Source organism: Marinomonas sp. MED121 (genome assembly GCF_000153025.1).
In the GTDB taxonomy this organism is placed as follows: domain Bacteria; phylum Pseudomonadota; class Gammaproteobacteria; order Pseudomonadales; family Marinomonadaceae; genus Marinomonas.
Genome location: NZ_CH672430.1, coordinates 361,055 through 381,619, shown reverse-complemented (window position 1 = coordinate 381,619; position 20,565 = coordinate 361,055). Strand labels below are relative to the sequence as shown.

General features: G+C 42.4%; 19 protein-coding genes. 11 read left to right on the top strand and 8 right to left on the bottom strand.

Features of this window, described 5'->3' with window-relative positions; translation table 11 throughout:
• Nucleotides 1–33: 33 nt before the first annotated feature.
• From MED121_RS09700 to MED121_RS09690, 3 genes are read right to left on the bottom strand one after another with little or no spacing between them, the layout of a single operon-like run.
• Nucleotides 34–966 (bottom strand): ABC transporter permease, encoded by a 933-nt coding sequence (locus tag MED121_RS09700; RefSeq protein ID WP_009833501.1) that lies wholly within the window; start codon nucleotides 964–966, stop codon nucleotides 34–36.
• 14 nt (nucleotides 967–980) lie between these two features.
• Complete coding sequence (locus MED121_RS09695) at nucleotides 981–2,054, bottom strand: ABC transporter permease (RefSeq protein WP_009833500.1); 1,074 nt, start codon at nucleotides 2,052–2,054, stop codon at nucleotides 981–983.
• Nucleotides 2,051–3,658, bottom strand: a complete 1,608-nt coding sequence (locus MED121_RS09690; protein WP_009833499.1) for an ABC transporter ATP-binding protein — start codon at nucleotides 3,656–3,658, stop codon at nucleotides 2,051–2,053. Before MED121_RS09690 ends, MED121_RS09695 begins: the two co-directional genes overlap by 4 nt.
• 397 nt (nucleotides 3,659–4,055) lie before the next feature.
• On the opposite strand from MED121_RS09690, the gene puuE reads away from it, so the two are divergent.
• The 5 genes from puuE to rlmM all read left to right on the top strand — a co-directional run bounded on the left by puuE (nucleotide 4,056) and on the right by rlmM (nucleotide 8,909).
• A complete protein-coding gene (gene puuE / locus MED121_RS09685) occupies nucleotides 4,056–4,964 on the top strand; it encodes an allantoinase PuuE (protein WP_009833498.1) in 909 nt (302 codons plus the stop codon).
• A 49-nt stretch (nucleotides 4,965–5,013) separates the two neighbouring features.
• Entirely contained in the window at nucleotides 5,014–5,538 is a 525-nt protein-coding gene (uraD, locus tag MED121_RS09680; RefSeq protein ID WP_009833497.1) for a 2-oxo-4-hydroxy-4-carboxy-5-ureidoimidazoline decarboxylase, read from the top strand.
• A 371-nt stretch (nucleotides 5,539–5,909) separates the two neighbouring features.
• Nucleotides 5,910–7,001, top strand: coding sequence for a GGDEF domain-containing protein (locus tag MED121_RS23680; protein WP_009833496.1), 1,092 nt, complete (start codon nucleotides 5,910–5,912; stop codon nucleotides 6,999–7,001).
• 73 nt (nucleotides 7,002–7,074) lie between these two features.
• The gene (locus MED121_RS09670) at nucleotides 7,075–7,755 is read left to right on the top strand and encodes a TIGR01621 family pseudouridine synthase (RefSeq protein WP_009833495.1); all 681 of its coding nucleotides are present in this window, start codon (nucleotides 7,075–7,077) and stop codon (nucleotides 7,753–7,755) included.
• Nucleotides 7,756–7,856: 101 nt separating this feature from the next.
• Nucleotides 7,857–8,909 carry a 23S rRNA (cytidine(2498)-2'-O)-methyltransferase RlmM gene (rlmM, locus tag MED121_RS09665; protein WP_009833494.1) on the top strand — a complete coding sequence of 351 codons (1,053 nt, stop codon included), beginning with the start codon at nucleotides 7,857–7,859 and terminating at the stop codon, nucleotides 8,907–8,909.
• A 128-nt stretch (nucleotides 8,910–9,037) separates the two neighbouring features.
• Here rlmM and MED121_RS09660 read toward each other — a convergent pair whose 3' ends face one another.
• Together MED121_RS09660 and MED121_RS24410 are read right to left on the bottom strand one after the other, a co-directional pair.
• Nucleotides 9,038–10,723, bottom strand: a complete 1,686-nt coding sequence (locus tag MED121_RS09660; RefSeq protein WP_009833493.1) for a L,D-transpeptidase family protein — start codon at nucleotides 10,721–10,723, stop codon at nucleotides 9,038–9,040.
• A gap of 27 nt (nucleotides 10,724–10,750) precedes the next feature.
• Nucleotides 10,751–11,002 carry a YkgJ family cysteine cluster protein gene (locus MED121_RS24410; RefSeq protein ID WP_036179886.1) on the bottom strand — a complete coding sequence of 84 codons (252 nt, stop codon included), beginning with the start codon at nucleotides 11,000–11,002 and terminating at the stop codon, nucleotides 10,751–10,753.
• A 211-nt stretch (nucleotides 11,003–11,213) separates the two neighbouring features.
• On the opposite strand from MED121_RS24410, the gene MED121_RS09650 reads away from it, so the two are divergent.
• Entirely contained in the window at nucleotides 11,214–12,467 is a 1,254-nt protein-coding gene (locus MED121_RS09650; RefSeq protein ID WP_036179883.1) for a diguanylate cyclase, read from the top strand.
• A 188-nt stretch (nucleotides 12,468–12,655) separates the two neighbouring features.
• Here MED121_RS09650 and gatB read toward each other — a convergent pair whose 3' ends face one another.
• The 3 genes from gatB to gatC are packed head-to-tail and all read right to left on the bottom strand — an operon-like array spanning nucleotide 12,656 to nucleotide 15,864.
• Nucleotides 12,656–14,101 (bottom strand): Asp-tRNA(Asn)/Glu-tRNA(Gln) amidotransferase subunit GatB, encoded by a 1,446-nt coding sequence (gene gatB / locus MED121_RS09645; RefSeq protein ID WP_009833489.1) that lies wholly within the window; start codon nucleotides 14,099–14,101, stop codon nucleotides 12,656–12,658.
• A gap of 2 nt (nucleotides 14,102–14,103) precedes the next feature.
• On the bottom strand, nucleotides 14,104–15,564 hold the full coding sequence (gene gatA, locus MED121_RS09640; RefSeq protein ID WP_009833488.1) for an Asp-tRNA(Asn)/Glu-tRNA(Gln) amidotransferase subunit GatA: 1,461 nt from the start codon (nucleotides 15,562–15,564) through the stop codon (nucleotides 14,104–14,106).
• 12 nt (nucleotides 15,565–15,576) lie between these two features.
• Nucleotides 15,577–15,864: an Asp-tRNA(Asn)/Glu-tRNA(Gln) amidotransferase subunit GatC gene (gene gatC, locus MED121_RS09635; protein ID WP_009833487.1), complete on the bottom strand. Its 288-nt coding sequence runs from the start codon at nucleotides 15,862–15,864 to the stop codon at nucleotides 15,577–15,579.
• 239 nt (nucleotides 15,865–16,103) lie between these two features.
• Between gatC and MED121_RS09630 the strand changes: the two genes are divergently transcribed.
• From MED121_RS09630 to rng, 5 genes are read left to right on the top strand one after another with little or no spacing between them, the layout of a single operon-like run.
• A complete protein-coding gene (locus tag MED121_RS09630; RefSeq protein WP_009833486.1) occupies nucleotides 16,104–17,147 on the top strand; it encodes a rod shape-determining protein in 1,044 nt (347 codons plus the stop codon).
• A 17-nt stretch (nucleotides 17,148–17,164) separates the two neighbouring features.
• Entirely contained in the window at nucleotides 17,165–17,995 is an 831-nt protein-coding gene (gene mreC, locus MED121_RS09625; protein ID WP_036179880.1) for a rod shape-determining protein MreC, read from the top strand.
• Nucleotides 17,995–18,468 carry a rod shape-determining protein MreD gene (gene mreD, locus MED121_RS09620; RefSeq protein WP_009833484.1) on the top strand — a complete coding sequence of 158 codons (474 nt, stop codon included), beginning with the start codon at nucleotides 17,995–17,997 and terminating at the stop codon, nucleotides 18,466–18,468. The genes mreC and mreD overlap by 1 nt, the downstream gene beginning before the upstream one ends.
• Nucleotides 18,469–18,477: 9 nt before the next feature.
• A complete protein-coding gene (locus MED121_RS09615) occupies nucleotides 18,478–19,089 on the top strand; it encodes a Maf family protein (RefSeq protein ID WP_009833483.1) in 612 nt (203 codons plus the stop codon).
• Nucleotides 19,082–20,536, top strand: coding sequence for a ribonuclease G (rng, locus tag MED121_RS09610; RefSeq protein ID WP_009833482.1), 1,455 nt, complete (start codon nucleotides 19,082–19,084; stop codon nucleotides 20,534–20,536). Before MED121_RS09615 ends, rng begins: the two co-directional genes overlap by 8 nt.
• Nucleotides 20,537–20,565 lie beyond the last annotated feature (29 nt).

The following is a 20,565-nucleotide window of genomic DNA, read 5'->3' as shown; positions in this document are numbered from 1 at the left end:
ACAGGTTTTCCCTTCGTGCGCATACAGCAAGTATTAGGCCATTTGTCTTGGATCAAACGGTTTCCCAAGGGACCTAGGCGCCAGTAGTTTCTCTTTAAAGTGATCTGCACTAATAATAACCATGACCACCACAGTTGCCACATAAGGAAGCATAGCTAATAGATTAGGGGAGATTGACCATCCCATGCCTTGAAGAACAAGGTGCATGATGCTTGCTAGACCAAATAAGTAGGCACCAAGCATGATATTACCGATACGCCATGAGGCAAAAACTACCAAGGCTAATGCAATCCAGCCTCGGCCAGAGGACATGTTCTCAATCCACATAGGGGTATAAACCAGTGACATGTAGGCACCTGATAATCCTGCCATCGCGCCTCCAAACATGATGGCACAATAACGTACTCTTAATACCTTGATGCCAATCGCGTTAGCTGCATGGGGGTTTTCACCCACCGCTTTTAGGATTAAACCTGTGCGCGTTTTGTTCGCCACATAGGCAACGGCGCCTGCCATTGCGAATGACACATAAACGAGCAGGTCATGGGTGAAGAGGACTTTGCCCAATATAGGAATGTCTGATAAGAGTGGAATAATGATAGGTTGAAAGCCTTGTACGGTTTGGCCAACAACATCAGCGCCGACAAACGCACTTAGGCCTGTTCCAAAAATGGTCAGCGCTAAGCCTGTTGCTACCTGATTTGCGCCAAGGTGGAGCACTAGAAAGGCAAAAATCAAACTCATTATCATGCCCATTAAGATTGCTCCTATAATACCTAGTCCAGCTGAGCCTGTTGTGTAAGCGGCTAAGAAGCCAACAACCGCCCCCATTAGCATCATGCCTTCCTGACCTAAATTTAATACACCTGATTTCTCACAAATGACCTCCCCTAGGGCGATCAATAAAAGAGGGGTTCCGGTTTTAATGGCTGCAAATAAAATTTGAGTAATAAAATCAATATCCATAAAAAATTTCCAACCTAGTGTTTATATTGAGAATAGGAGGTGAAAGTGAGGCGATAATGAATAAAGAAATCACAAGCCAGAAGAAAAAATAAAAGCACCCCTTGAAACATACCCACGACGGCAATGGGGATGCCCATTTCTATTTGGGCGAGGTCGCCTCCCATATAAAGTACCGCCATAAAGGTGGCTGAAAGCAGGGCGCCAAGGGGGTGTAATCGACCAAGATAGGCGACAATGATGGCTGAATATCCATAACCTGGCGAAATGCCTGGAACCAGTTGGCCTATTGGGCCTGCGACTTCTGATACACCGGCAAGGCCTGCGAGTGCTCCTGCAAATAACATGACGCACCAGGTAAGTTTTTTGTGATTAAAGCCTGCATATTTTGCCGCTGGCTCATCCGCGCCAAAGACGCGAATTTGAAACCCTAAGTGGCTTTTGGCTAATACGAAAGCGGCAAAAATAGACAGCAAAATCGCGAATAGTATGCCGATATGAACTCGCCCATCTTCACTTAAAAGCGGCAATAAAGTGGCGTCTGAAAAAATAGCTGACTCGGGAAATCCAAAGCCTTCAGGGTCTCTTAATGGACCATGTACTCCCCACAGCAGCATATACAGAGCAATGTAATTAAACATGATGGTGGTGAGAATGAGGTTTGAGTTAAATTTAAGTTTTAGCAATGTTGGAATAGCTGCCCAAATCATACCGCTTATGATGCCTGCTATTAAGGTCAGAGGTAATGCAAACCAAGCTTCTGAATCAACAAACTGTAATGCCACGGCACTGCCACCTAGAGCGCCCATTAAAAGCTGACCTTCCGCGCCTATGTTCCATAGGTTGGCACGATAGCAAAGGGAAAGACCCACGGCGCAAAGGAGTAGTGGCCCCATTTTGACCAGCATCTCACTGATGTTATAAGCATCTGACAAAGGTGCAATTAACAGTAAGTGCATGGCTTCAAGAGGGTCTTTATCTAATACAGTGAAGAGAATAGAACCAAAAATAAGCGTGAGTAAAATAGCTAATAAAGGAGAGGCAAAGGTCATAAACTTGCTGGCTTCAATTCTGGGGGTGATTTGAATCATAAGTTTGCCTCCGTTTGTGAGCCGGTAGTTTCAATAAAGGTGCCTGCCATCCATTGCCCTATTTGATCAATATTGGTTTCTTCACTTCTAACAAGGGGAGATAAGTAGCCATCACACACTGCCGCCATGCGATCTGCTAATAAGAAAAGTTCATCTATGTCTTCTGATACTAATAAAATAGCCGCCCCTTCATCTCTTAAGGCTAATAAAGCTTGATGAATGGCTAACGCGGCACCCACATCCACGCCCCAAGTAGGGTGTGCACATATTAAGACCTTGGGGGATTGACCTATTTCCCTGCCCATAATAAATTTTTGAAGATTGCCACCACTCAAACTCTGTGCTTCAGAAAACTCACCGTGGCATTTTACTTTGTAATCATTAATAAGCTGACTGGCATAGGTTTTTAATTTTTTCCAATCCACCAGACCATGTTTTATAAAACCTTTTGAATGGGTTAACAGGGTGTTCTCACTTAGACTCATGTCAGGAACAGCACCTCTTCCCAACCTTTCTTCTGGCACATAAGCCATGCCTAATTTTCGCCTTTTGCCTGCAGTGAAATGGCCAATCGCAATGTCATCTAGATAAATCATCTTGGCAGCTGCTCTGTTATCCTCACCGCTTATGGCTGACATTAATTCTTCTTGTCCATTGCCTGCCACCCCAGCGATACCCAATATTTCACCACCAATGAGGTCAAAATTAATGTCTTTTAAGCGTGTTCCAAAAGGCTGTGCACTGTCCAGATTAAGGTTTTTTACTTTTAGTCTTACTCTGTTGCCTACTTTTTTGGTGTAACCGGCATCTTGCTCTGCTAGATCGCCAACCATCATTTTGGCTAAGCTTGCAGGTGTCTCTTGGTTTGGGTTACAGGTTTCAACGACTTTTCCTCCTCTTAGAATGGTGGCGCTGTGGCATATTTCAGTGACTTCATGCAGCTTGTGACTGATAAAAAGAATGCTGCAACCTTCTTTAGCAAGCTGTTTTAGGACAATAAAAAGGCTGGCGACTTCTTGAGGCGTTAGAACTGAGGTAGGTTCATCTAAAATGAGTAATTTAACGGACTGTACTAAGCATCGCATTATTTCAACCCTTTGACGTTCGCCGATTGATAAAGCGTGAACAAATCTGTCAGGGTTAACATCAAGTCCATATTGTTGAGAGAGATCTGAGATGCGTTGTGACAGGTTTGGAATAGCATCAAGCTGTGCTTTACTAAGGCATAACTCAATGTTTTGGCTGACAGTCAGCGTCTCAAATAAAGAGAAATGCTGGAATACCATGCCAATGCCTAGCTCTCTTGCTTTACCTGGATTGCTGATGTTTACCTTGGAACCTTCCCAAATAAGCTCCCCCGCATTAGGGGAAACGACCCCGTAAATTGTTTTAACTAAGGTGCTTTTTCCTGCGCCATTTTCACCTAACAGGGCGTGAATTTCTCCTTTATCTAAGGACATATTCACCTTGTCATTGGCAAGGCAGCCTGGATATTCCTTGGTTATGTTTTTGAGTATTAATCGGGGGGCTAAAACAGGAATAACCTGTTCTTCTTGGTTAGTGTTACTTATTTGGGTATTCGTCACATTCACATCTCTATTCATAAGAACTAGGTAAAACCTATTCTAGATTCAATTTGATATAACCCTAGTATGAAAATGCTGTTTTGGGTTATCACTAACAGTTGGTCTGTATTACAAAATGAAATTTGATCTAGCTTTAAACATCATTACCTTTGTGGGAAAAAGGTAAGTAATTAGAAATAGTGCAGTTTTGATGCCAATGAAACCTGATAAATGAAATTAAATGCATTTAAAGTATGAAATTTTAGTTTCAGGTGTTTAATAAGTGTTTCACTTGTTTTAAAGTTGACACATAGAGATGTTATTTCACCTTTATGTGCTTCTGGCACTTGTTGATAAAATACTCATATTTTTTAACGTATCTATTTAGTTTTAACAACTATAAATTTAAAAAGAAATTTTCACGGAGTGCCACTTTATGTCTGATTATCCAAGAAACCTCACTGGCTATGGGGCTAATCCTCCCCATCCAAAATGGCCTAATAAGGCGAGAGTGGCACTGCAATTTGTGCTCAATTATGAAGAGGGTGGTGAAAACTGCATTCTTCATGGCGATAAAGCGTCCGAGGCATTTTTATCCGAAATGGTCGGTACGGATGCCCGTGAAGGCGTGCGTCATATGAGCATGGAATCTATTTATGAATATGGTAGTCGAGCTGGGGTTTGGCGATTATTAAATCTGTTCAAAGAAATGGATATTCCACTGACAATTTTTGCAGTTGCAATGGCGTTAGAGCGTCATCCTGATGTGGCAAAAGCCTTTGTCGATGCAGGTCATGAAATTTGTAGTCACGGCTATCGTTGGATTGATTATCAATATGTTGATGAAGACACTGAGCGTGAGCATATGCACAAGGCAATTGAAATTATTGAGCGCTTAACAGGTAGCCGTCCACTGGGTTGGTATACAGGGCGTACCGGTCCTAACACTAATCGTATAGTGGCTGAAGAAGGTGGCTTTTTATATAACGCAGATGATTACAGTGATGACTTGCCTTTTTGGAAAGAAGAAGCGGGTATTCCTCAGTTAATGATTCCTTATACATTGGATACTAATGATATGCGCTTTGCTGCATTACAAGGTTTTAATACGGGTGAACACTTCTTTCAGTATTTAAAAGACGCCTTTGATACCTTGTATGCTGAAGGGGCTGAATCACCAAAAATGCTATCCATTGGTTTACATTGCCGCCTAATTGGTCGCCCTGCTCGTATCGCTGGTTTACGTCGATTCTTGGAATATGTAAAACAGTTCGATGATGTTTGGTGCTGTCGTCGTATTGACATTGCTCATCACTGGCGTGAAAACTTCCCATATCAAAAGTAACCCTATTAACCTCATGGCCTGATTAGGGTTATCAAGAAAGAGACTGAAAATGACATTATTAATAAATAAGCCAAGCCAATTAAGTAAAGACGACTTTATGCAAGAGTTCGCAGGTGTTTACGAGCATTCTGACTGGGTTGCTGAATTATTGTGGGAGCAAATGGAGGTCAGTGTTGAAAGGGGTTGTTTCGATACTATTGAGGCTATCGCTGCCCAAATGCGCAATATAGTGGATACCGCAAGTTATGATCTTAAGTTAGCTTTGTTGCGAGCTCACCCTGATTTAGCAGGAAAGGCCGCGATGGCAGGTGAATTAACAGATGATTCTACATCTGAACAAGCTGGGGTTGGCTTAGATGAGCTAACAGAAGAGGAGTTTCAACGTTTTCAGCATATTAATGATAGCTATAAAGCTAAATTTAAATTCCCTTTTATCATGGCGGTTAAAGGGGCGACCAAGGTGCAGATTTTCGATGGCTTTGATGGACGTATTGATAATAGCCTAGATGAAGAGTTCAAACGTGCGGTAAACGAGGTACACAAAATCGCTGGCTTTAGGTTGGCAGAAAAATAGAGATTGATGATTTTGTTGTGAATTAAGCTGCTTTTTAAAGCGGGTGATAGCATTGATAAAAGCCATTGGAGAAAATCGCTCTAATGGCTTTTGTCTTTTTGGGTGCTATTTTTAAAAATTAAAATCATGAGTAAATTGAAGGGTTTAGTGCATTATGGGCAAAATACTCATGCCAAATCACAATAAAGGGGCGTTTTTTAAACGCATTTTGGTATATAGGGTAGGCTTTTTAATGGCGCTTCTGTAAGATGGTCGTTCGGTTTTTAATCATAGTGTAAATAGAGATGCTTAGGATGAAATGGCATTGTTCAATAGGCATATTTATTAATATTTTGACAAAAAAAGAGCAGTAGCGTGGAGTTGGGTGAGTTTTGAGTCGTTTCCGAGCTTGTATTGATCAATTTTTGGGCCTCGGCGCGGGTGTCGATGCCGACAGTAGTTCTTACCATATTCAGGTTGTAAACCTGTCCTACATACTGACCTTTGCTGCTTTTTGTATTCTTTTTATTCCTAGCCTTCAGCTGGCTAATGTTTTCCTGACTGTTTTTGAAATTCTGTCACTCGGCTTTCTTCTGTTTGGTCTTTATCTCAATATTAATCAGCGACAGAATTATGCTGCCCTGCTTTTTCCCATTATTGTGATTTGTAATACCTCTGTTAAAACCATTGTTTTTTATGGGGTTGAGAGCCAGTTGCATTGGTTTTTAGCCGTTATTGGGGTTTATGTGTATACGGCTTTTAGCCGAGATATACGACATTGGCGTTTACCTTTCTTGTCTGTCAGTGTTGCTATTTTTATGCTCTGTTATAAATATGCTGGTAGCAGTCAGGTGTTGATGTCGCCTGAGCAGCAGATTATTGTTCGAAATCTCACCTTTATTATTACGCTTGCGGCTATAAGTGGTGCCACCGCCTTAGTGGTTGGTCGTTTAAGGCGTGCCAACTCTGATTTACGTAAGTTAGCGGAATTAGACGAATTAACCGGTATAGCTAACCGTCGTAAAGTGCTTGCAGACGCGGTTAACATTTATGCGGACGCCGTAATTAATATGGAATCCTGTGTTTATGCCATTGTTGATCTTGATCACTTTAAGAAAATCAATGATACCTACGGACATGAAGCCGGTGATGTTGTGCTCAAAAGTGTTGCTGCGAAAATGGATGAAACCATTAGGCCTGGTGATAAATTAGGTCGATATGGTGGTGAAGAGTTTGTGGTTATTATGCCGGATACAGACATTGAGCATGGGCTGCAAGAGATGGACCGTTTGCGTCAAGAAGTGAGTGATATGCTGATTGAGACTGAAATGGGTGTCGTAGTGCCGGTCACTTTAAGTGTGGGGCTATCTGCAATCTCTCTTGAAACCAATCGTTATGAAGAGATTCTCGCCGAAGCAGACAGTGCTTTATATAGCGCTAAGCGAGAAGGACGAAATCGAGTCTCTGCTTATACTAGCTTTTAATCAAGGCAGTCTTTCCTTTTGAATAAACAGGCTATTTTAAGTCATGTTTAACCTACCTTATTTATAAAAAATTATGTCTATATTACCTAGCGTACTTTATCGAGAAGCAGATTATTGGGTTGTTAATAAACCTGCAGGCATGAGCTTTCATGCTGAAAGTGAAGAGGTAGGCTTTATGCAGTGGATGCATCAAGCCTTTCCTGAGCAGGTTTTTTACCCTGTACATAGATTAGATCGTATTACGTCAGGTTTGATTATTTTGGCGATAAATAAGCGAGCGGCGCAATTATTTGGAAAAATGTTTGAGCAGCATCAAATGGCCAAATTCTACCTGGCCATAAGCCAAAAAAAGCCCAAAAAGAAGCAGGGCAGTATTAAAGGGGGGATGCAGCAAGGGCGACGAGGCAGCTGGCTATTAAATCAATCTAATGAAAATTTTGCCCATACACAATTCTTTTCAACAGGGATAAAACCCGGTCTGCGTTTATTTCTTCTCAAGCCTAAAACCGGTAAAACTCATCAACTAAGAGTTGCTTTAAAGAGTTTGGGATCACCTATATTAGGTGATGTTCGATACGGTGGTGCAGAGGCTGATCGAGGCTATTTACATGCTTTTTGGCTTAGCTTTATCTGGCAAGGTGAATCTCGATCTTATTGCTTTCTACCTGATACTGGTGCTGAGTTTGACGGGCTTGAATCCTGCTTAATCGAGCATAATTTTACGCAGCCTGAATCATTGTCTTGGCCTAAATGATCTTGCTTGATTGCTTCATAAATCATAGTAATCAATTAAATGTTTATTGCTTGAGACTCTTCTCTTAAATCCTTGTAGAATGCCCGCCAGAGGTAAGCTTAATGAAAAATGTTTTATTGTATTGTCGTCCAGGCTTTGAAAAAGACTGTGCGGGTGAAATCACTGAATTAGCGGCACTGCATGGCTTTTATGGTTATGTTCGTATGCAGCCAAAGCAAGGGTTCGTTGTGTTTGTGATGGAGCAAGCGGATGCAAGTGAGTCTTTGATTGACGCGATTGAATTCACCGACTTGATTTTTGCGCGTCAAATTATCGCTGTTAATGATGAGATTAGCATGGGCTCTGGTGGGCGCGTAGAGGCTTTGCTTGATGCGGCTAAAAAGCTTCCTTTGGCGCAAGACTTATGGATAGAGACAGCAGACACAAATGAAGGTAAAGGGCTTGCAGGATTAATAAAGAAATTAGAGAAGCCCCTTAGAGTTGGTTGGAAAAAAGCAAGCCTGCTCAGGACTAAAGCGGCAGGTATTAGGCATCATTTATTTTTAGTCAGTGGTGAGCTTGCTTATTTAGGTGTTTCCAATATTAAGTGTCGCAGTGAGTTTCCTTTGGGTATTAGGCGCCTTAGATTTCCTGCCAATGCACCTAGTCGGTCTACCTTGAAGCTTGAAGAGGCGATGCATGAATTTGTACCTGCTAAAAAGTGGCCAGTACTGTTGCGTGAGGGTATGACTGCTGTTGATTTAGGTGCTGCACCAGGTGGTTGGACCTATCAATTGGTTGAGCGCGGAATGCGAGTGACTGCGATTGATAATGGCCCTATGGGTGAGCTTTTGATGGCAACAGGCTTGGTTGATCACCAAAAGGCGGATGGTTTTAAATTTCAGCCGCCAAGACAGGTTGATTGGTTGGTTTGCGATATGGTTGAGAAGCCGCAAATGGTGACTGAATTAATGGCAAAATGGTTGAGCCAAGGTTGGACAAGGCGCAGTATTTTCAATCTTAAATTACCAATGAAAAAACGCTATCAAGAAGTATCGACTTGTTTAACTTTATTGAAGGCTGAACTAGATAAAGCAGGGCGTCAATATGAGATTCAGGCTAAGCATCTTTATCATGATAGAGAAGAAATAACGGTGTGCGTAATTTGCCACTAGTTGTTTTATCAGGCTGTTGTTGAAAGCCTGCTCTGATTAAGTGCTTAATTTGTACTGATGAGTAATCAAAGGCCAATCATGTGATTGGCCTTTTTTTGTGCGTTTAAAATTTTATTGTGTAGCTGAGGCTAGAGTGCGGCGTTTGCAGGAGATGGAAAATAACCCATGGCTTCTTCCATTAGGATGTCTCTTTCATAGATGTCCTTTCTAAAGCCTGGCATGCCGTTTCTATCGGGTACAACAGTAAAGTACACAATGTAGACTGGGAGTTGTTTGGGTAAGCTGACAACCTTGGTTTCTTTTGATTGAATCGCATTTTGCAGTGCTTCAACTTGTTTGCTGCCTGCGACTAGATTATTCGCAAATAATTGAGGTTTTTCGAGGCGAATGCAGCCTGAGCTGAATGCGCGATTTGATTCTTTGAATAAGTGCTTGGCCGGAGTGTCATGCAGATAGATTTCATTTCGATTAGGGAACATGAACTTATAGAGTCCTAATGCATTGCCTTCATCGGGTGTTTGCTCAAAGCGATATTTAAGGTTCTCTGGTGTCACTTTTCGCCAATCGATAAGGCTAGGGTCTAATTCTTTGGCGCCGATGGTCCAGCTAGAATAAACCTTGTAGCCCTGTTCAATTAAATAGTTAGGGTTGGCGTGGGCTTTAGGAAGTAGGCTCTCCTGAGCAATTCTATGGGGGACACGCCAAGTAGGGTTGGTCACCATATAGGTCATCTCCCCTTTGAAAACAGGTGTTTTCCTCTCTTTTTTGCCAATCACGACCTTCATGGTTGAGTGTTGGTCATTTAATATGGTGTGAACCTTGTAATCGGTTAAATCAACCCAGATTCTTTCGGCTTCCAGTTCAGTGGGGAGCCAACGCCAACGTTCAAGGTTGTAGGCAATTTGTTTTGCTCTTAATGAAATTGGAATGTTTAACATTTCAATTGTTTGTGAGCCTGCGTGTCCGTCGGCAGTTAAGTCGTGGCGGCGCTGGAAATTGATGAGTGCTTGTTTTAATTTTTTATCAAACTTGTCTTCTTGGATGGTGCGAGTAGAAAAGCGAATATCGCCAAGCTGAACCAGTCTTGCTCTTAATTGGGCAATACGTGGGCCTTGATCTCCAAGCGAGAGGGGGACACCTGCGGTAACACGAATATCCTTCTGTTTTGCTGAGATATCCTGATAATAAACCAGCCATTTTTGTAAAATTTGATAGTCTGGGTGGCGTGGTGCAAGCTGTGGTAGATAATTTACCATATCGCTTGCAGTATTTAGGTAAAGTAATTCAGACCACTGACTTGATGGTGCATCCAGTTGCCAGTTAGGGTCGATCAGTAATGGCTCATAACGGCCTATGCTTAGGTCGTGGGCGTAACTTGATAGGGCGATGGTGGAAATAACATCTAACTCAGCAAGTTGCTGTGCACTAGGGGTTTCTAGGGCAAGGTATTCTTTAATGGTGCTGGTGTGATAGTAAATAGGATTTAAGCCGTGACTACTTGCTTGTTCCAGAATATCGACCAGTTTATAAAGAGAGGGATTGAGTAGGTTGTTTTCAATCCAAAAAGGTTTGAATTCTCTGTATTGGTAGGCGGCTTGAACGGCTTCATTTGGCAGGGCTTGGCCTGCGACAGGAGAAAACGCGTTTACCATCAGAGCCACTTGGCTGCTGACGCTGGTTTCAATTTGCTCAACGCTTGGAGGCGTGATCACAAACGTACTGCTAGGGCTGCTTTTTTTGCTTGGTGCTGAGCAAGCTGCCAAAGTCATTATGGCAATAATGCATGCTAGTCCTTTAAGTGCAGTCCAATTCATTGATATCTCCTTAGAAGTTGGCTAACTCTAGCCAGTCATTGTCTCAAGTTCAGTTATGGTGATTAGTGCCAATTCCCGGCTATCTTTGCAAATTTCTTGATCAGCTTTAAAGTCTGAGCACACTTTGGGACGTGATGCTTGCCCAAAAATATTGCAGCGCATATCTGCAAGAAGGTGAATGCACTTTTCTCCTGCAGGTTTGCCAAAAGGCATACCCGGAATAGGAGAGCTAATTGAGGGTGCAATACAACAAGCACCGCAAGCGTTTCTACATTGCATTGATGGCTCAAATTTTAAAAAGTTAATGGTAACCTAAATTCAGTGAAGGCAGAGAAAAAATACCTTTCTAAAGGGTAAAAATTTCATTTTTTTGCCAAAGCCTTCTACTCTGTAATCATGTTAACTAATGTAATGATTAGTGTCTTGAACTGTTGCTTCGTGCCTTGCGCGTGTATTGTTTGCTTGTCCATTGATCATGAATGAATTAAGTATGAAAGAAAAAGTTCTGTTGGTTGAAGATAGTGCCGTTGTCTTGAAGGTGCTTAAGCATTTGGTCGCTCAAAATGCCAATTTTGAACCTGTTTTAGCCAGTAGTTATGAGACTGCCCTCAAGCAGGTGGAAATTCATGGTGATGATCTATTTGTTGCAGTTGTAGATTTACATTTACCCGATGCAGAGCATGGTGAAATTGTTGATGCTATGTTGGCTCGAAGTATTCCTACGGTCGTTCTGACAGGTACCTATGATGATGAGCTTCGTCTTTCTCTTTTGAATAAAGGTGTCGTGGATTATGTTACTAAGGACAGTCGCTATTCTTACCAGCATGTAATGAAAGTGGTTGAGAGACTTAGAAAAAATGTCGCCCTTAAAATTTTGGTGGCAGAAGACTCGACAACAAGTCGAAACTTTATTCGCACTTTATTAGAGCAATATCGATTTCAGGTAATCGAAGCGAAAAATGGTCAAGAGGCGCTCACTATTCTAGAGGCTGACTCATCTATTTGCATGTTAATTACGGATCACTACATGCCAATTATTAATGGCCATGATTTAGTGAGAATGCTTCGTAGAAACCCTCGATTTCAAGACTTGGTAATCATAGGATTATCATCCGAAGGGGACTCATCACTCACGGCTAAGTTCATTAAATCTGGTGCTAATGATTTTTTAAAGAAACCTTTTTATCACGAAGAATTTCACTGTCGAGTTATTCATAACTTGGAAGCTCAAGAAATGCTGAATACCATTCGTGATCTTGCTAATTTGGATGCGTTAACGGGTTTATATAACCGTCGATTTCTCATGTCAGAGGGTGAGAGTTATTATCAAAATGCCTTAGCAGCTCAAAGGCCAATCCATGTGTTAATGTTGGATATCGATCATTTTAAACAGATTAATGACAATTATGGTCATTTGGTCGGTGATAAATTATTGGAGGGTTTCTCAGAGTTGCTTCGTCATTGTTTTTCAGACTCTTTAGTGGCGCGCTTTGGGGGGGAGGAATTCTGTATTTTAAATGATCAATCGACCGTAGAGGAAATTGCGGCCAGATTAAGTGTTCTCAATACCAATTTGATGGAGCAGGGTTTTACCTCAGAAAAGATTAAGATTACTTATAGCGGTGGTGTGGTCAGTGAGGTATGCGAAAATTTAGAAGGGGCTGTTAAGGTTGCTGATACTAGGTTGTATCTTGCTAAGAATAATGGTCGTAATCAGGTTTTTTCGAACAACATGATTAATTAACTGATTCTGTAGTTTTTAATTAAGAGTGGGTGTTGGGTTTATTGATAAAGCTGTGACTTAGGTTGCGGCTTTTTTTGTGGCTTTAGTTTTAACTTTTAACTTTTAACTTTTAACTTTTAACGCTTAACTTTAGCTTAGAGTTAATCAGGCTAAATACTTTTAGCCTGATTAATCTCATAATATGCTGATTAGCCTTTAAGTAGCTTCATCAGTATTGGTGTGACTATGCCTGGATTGGCTTTGCCTTGAGATGCTTTCATGATTTGACCCATGAAGAATCCCATCATTTTTTTCTGCTTATCAGGCTCGGCCGCTCTAAATTGTTCTACTTGCGCGGAATTGGCTGCAATGATGTCATTTATCATTGTTTCAATTGCGGCGGTATCTGTGACTTGTTTAAGGCCTTTTTTGTCGATGATTTCATCGGCGCTGCCTTCACCATTCCACATATCTAATAGAATGTCTTTCGCTGTTTTACCATTAATGGTGTTGTCTTTGATACGGGCTAGTAGTTGACCTAGATTTTTTGCATCAACAGGGCTATTAGCAATCTCAATTTGGTTTTGATTGAGTAGCTTGCTAAGTTCACCCATGACCCAGTTAGCAGAAAGTTTTGCATCATTCGCCGTTTGAGTCACGGTTTCAAAGTAATCTGCCATAGGGCGGCTGGATGAAAGAACGCCAGCGTCATATTCGCTCAAGCTATAGTCAGAAATAAATCGAGCGGCTTTTTGAGTGGGTAGCTCAGGGAGCGTTTCTTTTATTTGATCAACATATTCTTGCGTCAGCACGACGGGCAAGAGGTCTGGGCAAGGGAAGTAGCGATAATCGTTAGCATCTTCTTTAGAGCGCATGCTTCGAGTTTCATCTTTTTCTGGATCATACAGACGAGTTTCCTGCGTGATTTTTCCACCATCTTCCAGTATGTCTGCTTGGCGCTCAACTTCTGTATGGATGGCTTTTTCAATAAAGCGGAATGAGTTGACGTTTTTAATTTCGGTGCGTGTACCAAACTCTTCTTGGCCTTTGGGTCGTAAAGAGATATTAACGTCACATCGCATTGAGCCTTCAGCCATGTTGCCATCGCAAATGCCTAGATAGGTTACAATGGAGTGGATCATTTTAACGTAAGCCACGGCTTCTTTGGCTGAGCGAATATCAGGCTCAGACACGATTTCTAATAATGGCGTGCTTGAACGGTTTAAGTCTATGCCAGACATGCCGTGGAAATCTTCATGTAGCGATTTGCCTGCATCTTCTTCAAGGTGTGCGCGAGTAATGCCGACACGTTTTGTCGTGCCATCTTCTAACGTCACATCAAGGTGGCCAATGCCGACGATGGGATCATCCATTTGGCTCGTTTGGTAGCCTTTTGGTAAATCTGGATAGAAGTAATTTTTACGGGCAAATACGGACGTCATGCCGATTTCTGCATTGACTGCATGACCAAACATTACAGCCATTCTAAGTGCTTCTTTGTTAAATACAGGCAATGCTCCTGGCATACCTAGATCAACGAGTGTGGTTTGTGTGTTAGCTTCTGCGCCAAAACCCACTGCTGCACCAGAGAAGAGTTTAGATTTAGTTGATAATTGAGCGTGAATCTCAAGGCCAATAACAATTTCCCAGCTCATACTTATGCTCCTTTATCCATGTTCGGGGTTTGTAGGTGCCAGTCAGTGTGTTGTTGGAACTGGTGTGCAATGTTAAGTAGTTTTGCTTCTGTGAAGTAGTCGCCCATAATTTGTAGGCCAACAGGCATCTTGTTGCTAAACCCTGCTGGAATAGACATGGCTGGTATGCCGGCTAAGTTAACAGAAAGGGTGTAGATATCTTCAAGGTACATGGCAACCGGATCATCTGTTTTGCTGCCAATGGCAAATGCGGTGGTGGGTGCGACTGGCCCCATGATCACATCAACTTCGTTTAATGCGTTAACAAAATCTTGTTTGATTAGGCGACGAATACGCTGTGCTTTTAAGTAGTAGGCATCGTAATAGCCTTCTGATAATGCATATGTGCCTACCATGATGCGTTTTTGCACTTCTTTACTAAAGCCTTCGGCGCGTGAGCGGGTGTACATGTCGATTAAATCTTTTGGTTCATCGCAGCGGTGACCGTAACGAACACCATCAAACCTTGATAGGTTGGACGAGGCTTCAGATGGGGCGATAACATAATAAGCGGGGATGCTTAGTTTTAGGTTAGGCAATGAAATATCTTTAATCTTAGCGCCAAGTTTTTCAAATTCAGATACCGCTTGTCGAATGGCATCTGCAACACCTTGCTCAAGACCTTCACCAAAATATTCTTTTGGAAGACCGATGGTTAAGCCTGTAAGAGGTTGATCTAGATTTGTTAGGTAATCTTGGGTTTCTACTTCAGCAGAAGTCGAGTCTTGAGGGTCGAAGCCTGCGATAGCATTCATTAGGTGGGCGCAATCTTCTGCGCTACGGGCCATAGGGCCAGCTTGGTCAAGGCTTGATGCATAAGCAATCATACCAAAGCGTGATACTCTGCCATAGGTGGGTTTAAGGCCAGTGATACCACAAAATGAGGCTGGCTGACGAATTGAACCCCCAGTGTCTGTCCCAGTTGTTGCAACAGCCATACCCGCTGCCACAGCGACGGCAGAGCCCCCAGAAGAACCCCCTGGTACTAGATCAGTATTCCATGGGTTTTTAACTAAACCAAAATGACTGTTTTCATTTGATGAGCCCATAGCGAACTCATCCATGTTGGTTTTACCCAGCATGATAGCGCCGGCTTGCTCAAGTTTTGCTGTGACGGTTGACTCATAAGGTGGTACAAAATTGCTGAGCATTTTTGATGCGCAAGTGGTTTTGATGCCATTAGTGCAAAATAAATCTTTGTGTGCAATTGGGATGCCCGCAAGTGGTCCTGCTGTGCCCGCTGCAATCGCAATGTCTGCTTCTTTGGCAGCAGCAAGAGCGGATTCACTACACACTGTAATATAGCTATTTAGGCTAGGGTTAAGTTCGCTGATTTTATCGAGATAACTTTGGGTTAATTCAAGGCTCGTAATTTCTTTGTTGCGAAGCTTTTGTACAAGGCTAGAGATGTTTTGTTCAAGCATGATGGTATCCGATTAATCAATCACTTTGGGTACTAAGAAAAGGCCCGCTTCTGTACTTGGTGCATTAGCAAGAAAAGCGTCACGACGGTTTTCTTCTGTCACTTCATCTGCACGTAATCTTTGCGTCATTTCCAAAGGATTGGAAAGTGGTTCTACGCCCTCTGTGTCGACTGACTGCATTTGCTCAACTAGCTCTAAAACGCTGGAAAGAGACGATTGGTACTCAGATGCATCTTCTTCAGTAAGTGCTAGGCGTGCTAAATGAGCAATTTTTTGCACGTCTTGTTTATCTAGAGACATATTTCACCCATAAATAGTGTGTTGTAAAAAATGTCGGCTATTGTATCGAGAACCTTAGTTGGGTGATAGAGTGAGGGCCTAAAAATTGATTAATAAGCTCATATTTTAAAAAAATTTTAATAAACAATGAAATAGCAGCCTCTATTTTGTAGAAAAGCGCGCTTTCGGCTTGCCGAATGGGTGTTTGATTGGTACATTTTTACGCTGTTCGTATCGTATCTATCAGGGTGTAGAAATTCATGTTTAAGAAAATCAGGGGAATGTTTTCAAGCGATTTGTCGATTGACCTAGGGACGGCGAATACCCTTATCTATGTTCGCGACCGTGGAATCGTGCTTGACGAACCCTCCGTTGTGGCAATTCGCCATAATGGCAATCAAAAAACCGTTGCGTCCGTTGGTACTGATGCGAAGCGTATGTTGGGTAGAACACCTGGCAATATAACCGCTATTCGCCCATTAAAAGACGGCGTTATTGCAGACTTTCATGTAACTGAAAAAATGCTGCAATACTTCATTTCAAAAGTGCATGAAAATAGCTTGATGAAACCAAGCCCTCGTGTGCTTGTTTGTGTGCCATGTAAATCAACGCAAGTTGAACGTCGAGCGATTAAAGAATCTGCTTTAGGTGCAGGTGCTCGTGAAGTGTACATTATCGAAGAGCCAATGGCGGCCGCTATCGGTGCAGGGCTTCCTGTAGCAGAGGCGTCTGGTTCTATGGTAATAGATATCGGTGGTGGTACTACTGAAATCGCAATTATCTCATTGAATGGTGTGGTGACATCTGAATCTATCCGTGTCGGTGGTGACCGCTTTGATGAAGCCATCACAACTTATGTGCGCCGTGCTTACGGTAGCTTAATTGGTGATGCGACTGCTGAGAAGATTAAAACAGAAATCGGTATGGCGTATCACACAGGTGATGAATTGCAGATTGATGTTCGTGGTCGTAACTTGGCAGAGGGTATTCCACGTAGCTTCACATTAAGCAGCACCGAGATTCTTGATGCCTTGCAAGAGCCTTTGGCTCAAATTGTTCAAGCTGTTAAGGGTGTGCTTGAGCAATCCCCACCAGAGCTTGCTGCCGATATCGGCGAGACAGGTTTGGTGTTAACCGGTGGTGGTGCATTGTTGCGTGAGATTGACCGTCTAATCAGTGAAGAGACAGGTTTACCTGTCATTATTGCTGATGACCCACTCACTTGTGTTGCTCGTGGTGGTGGTATGGCGTTAGAGATGATAGATAAACATGCTTCTGAGCTCTTTACTGCTGATAATGAGTAAAAGGTTAGAGGTGAGCTATTAGTACTCTCTTTTTTGAAGGTAAGGTTTCCGGTTTACGCTTTTTTTTACTGGTTGTCTTATCTTCCATCATGATTTTTCTTGATGCTCGAAGTGGCTTTTTTACGCCACTTCGTCCTTATTTAAGTTTCTTAGTTACTCCCATTCAAGTTGTTGTTAATGCGCCTCAACAGGCCATTTCTTGGGGAATGGAACATCTGGCTAGCCGAGAATATCTGGTCTCCGAAAATCAACGCTTAAATCAAGATGTCCTTGTGTTGCGAAGTCGTTTGCAAAAACTGGACTCCTTGCGTGCCGAGAATGTGCGCTTACGAGAACTTTTGGATGCCTCTCAGCAAGTTGAAGCCAAAATTATTATGGCTGAAGTGATTGGATTTGACCAAAATGCTTATAGTCATAAAATCATGATTGATAAAGGCTTTTCTTCTGGTGCGTATATTGGTCAGTCTGTGCTTGATGCAACGGGTGTGATGGGGCAAATTGTTGAGGCGGGTGCTTATAATAGCCGTGTTCTACTCATTGCTGATGCCAGCCACTTTGTACCCGTTCAGTTATCACGTACCGGCCTTAGAAGTATCTTGCGTGGAACCGGTGATCTTAAGCGTTTGGCTTTGATGAATGTACCTCATTCTGCTGATATTAAAAAAGGGGATGTGTTAACTACTTCGGGTTTAGATGACAGATTTCCAAGTGATTATCCTGTTGGGGTTGTAAAGTCGGTTGCTAATATTCCTGGTAAGCCTTATGCCGATGTGGAAGTGGTGCCATTAGCTCAGTTAGAGCGTAGTCGTCATGTAATGTTAATTGATGTGCCGGAGTCTCAGCGTTAATGAAAGCCAGCTTGGTATTTTTAGTCACTCTTCTTTTTGCCTTAATGCTTGAGGCTTTGCCTTTCCCTGATGCGTTTGTCTGGTTTAGGCCTGAATGGGCTTTGTTGGTTATTCTTTATTGGGTAATTGCTTTGCCATATCGCGTTGGAGTCGGGGTTGCTTGGATGCTTGGTGTCATGGTTGATCTACTGCAAGGTGGTGTACTTGGGCAGCACTCTTTAACCTATGTGATTATTGCTTATACCTGTGCTGTATTCTATCAAAGGCTTCGCATGTACCACTCGTGGCAACAGGGCGTCTTTGTTGGGCTTCTAGTCAGTATTAGTCAGCTCGTAGATTTTTGTATTGATAGATATATGGGGGATGCCGAGCCTACCCTTATGATCTTTGTTCCAGCGATTATTACTGGGGCTTTATGGCCTTGGTCCTTTGTTGTATTGCGAAGTATTCGTCGTATGTATGCTATCCGTTAAGGAAATAAAATGATTTTATTGGCTTCTGCATCGCCGCGTAGAAAAAGTTTATTAGGGCAGCTGGTGAAGGAGTTTGATATTTTACCAGCGGATATTGATGAAACGCCTTTATTAAATGAAAAGGCTGAAGACTATGTCAAGCGAATGGCGCTTGAGAAAGCCAAAGCCGCCAGCCTCCTTTCTTGTCAATCTGCACTGCCTGCACCTAATAGAGCTATCATTATAGGGTCTGATACCAGTGTTGTACTTGATGGGATAATTTTGGGTAAGCCTGAGAGTTTTGAGCAGGCATTATCCATGTTACGACTATTATCTGGTAAAACCCATCAAGTGATGACGTCAGTGTGTTTGTACGATACTCGTCATGAACATATTGCCGTTAAAAATGTGGTCACTGAGGTGAGTTTTCGTCGTATTTCCGATTTGGAAATTAAGCAATATTGGCAAAGTGGCGAGCCACAAGACAAAGCAGGAAGCTATGGTATTCAAGGTTTAGGCTCTATTTTTGTTGAGCAAATTTCAGGTTCTTACTCTGCCGTTGTTGGTTTGCCTATGTTTGAGACGGCTCAGTTATTGCAGGAAGTTGGAATAATGCCATTACAGGAGATATCCGGTGAGTGAAGATGTATTAATTAACGTAACCCCCATGGAAATTAGGGTTGCGCTTGTCGAAAATGGCGTTTTACAAGAAGTTTATATTGAGCGTTCGACCCGCAAAGGTATTGTTGGCAATATTTATCAAGGGAAAGTTGTCAGAGTCTTGCCAGGTATGCAGGCAGCTTTTGTTGATATTGGGTTAGAAAGAGCCGCTTTTATTCATGTTTCAGAAGTGGCTCAAAGGGATGCTGTAAATCCAAGTGATCAGATTGGGGATTATTTGAGAGAAGGGCAATCTTTGGTTGTGCAGGTGACCAAAGACCCTATTAGCTCTAAAGGTGCGCGTTTAACGACTCATTTATCTATTCCGTCCCGTTATCTGGTTTATATGCCCGATCAGTCACACGTGGGAGTGAGTCAAAGAATTGAGGATGAGGGTGAAAGGGAGCGCCTTAAGCAATTAGTTTCACAAGCATTAACTCAAGCGGATGAAACGAGTGGTTATATTCTTCGAACGGCTGCTGAAGGGGCTGGCGAAGATGAAATTCAGGCCGACATTAAATTTTTAACGCGTTTGTGGCAGTCGGTTAAAAAACGCATTACCTCTGCTAAGGCACCTTCAGTGATTTATGAGGACCTACCTTTACACCTAAGAACCATGCGAGACTTAGTGAGTCTTAAAACAGAAAAGATTCGTATCGACTCTCGGGAGAATTACGCCAAATTAAAGGCCTTTGCAGAAGAGTTTATTCCGGAAGTCGGGCAAAGGGTGGAATACTACCCCGGCGAAAGACCAATATTTGATATTTACAGTGTTGAGGATGAAATTCAAAAGGCTTTAGATAGAAAGGTTCAATTAAAGTCTGGTGGCTATTTGTTGGTTGAGCAAACCGAATCTATGACCACGATTGATGTCAATACAGGTGCATTTGTTGGTAGTCGTAACCTAGAAGAGACTATCTATAAAACTAACCTAGAAGCGGCTACGGCAATTGGTAGGCAGCTAAGGTTAAGAAATCTGGGTGGGATTATCATCATCGACTTCATTGATATGGAAGATGAAGAGCATAAACGCCAAGTGTTGCGTATGTTGGAAAAAGTGCTGGACCTTGATCATGCCAAGACTAAAATCACAGGGGTGTCTGAGCTGGGTTTAGTTGAGATGACACGAAAGAGAACCCGCGAGAGTTTAGGTCAGACCTTGTGTGAGCCTTGTCGTGCTTGTCGTGGTAGCGGTTTAGTTAAGACCCCAGAAACAGTTTGTTATGAGGTGTTTAGGGAAATACTCAGAGCAGATCGTGCTTATGATTCTCCGACTTACGCCGTGCTTGCCTCCCGTGCTGTCATTGATCGCATGCATGAGGAAGAAAGTGCCAGTGTGGCTGAATTGGAAGCGTTTATTGGTAAGAGCATTCATTTTCAAATTGAAACCATGTATACCCAAGATCAGTATGATGTAGTCATTCGATAATATTGGTATCTAAGGTATGTCTATAAAAT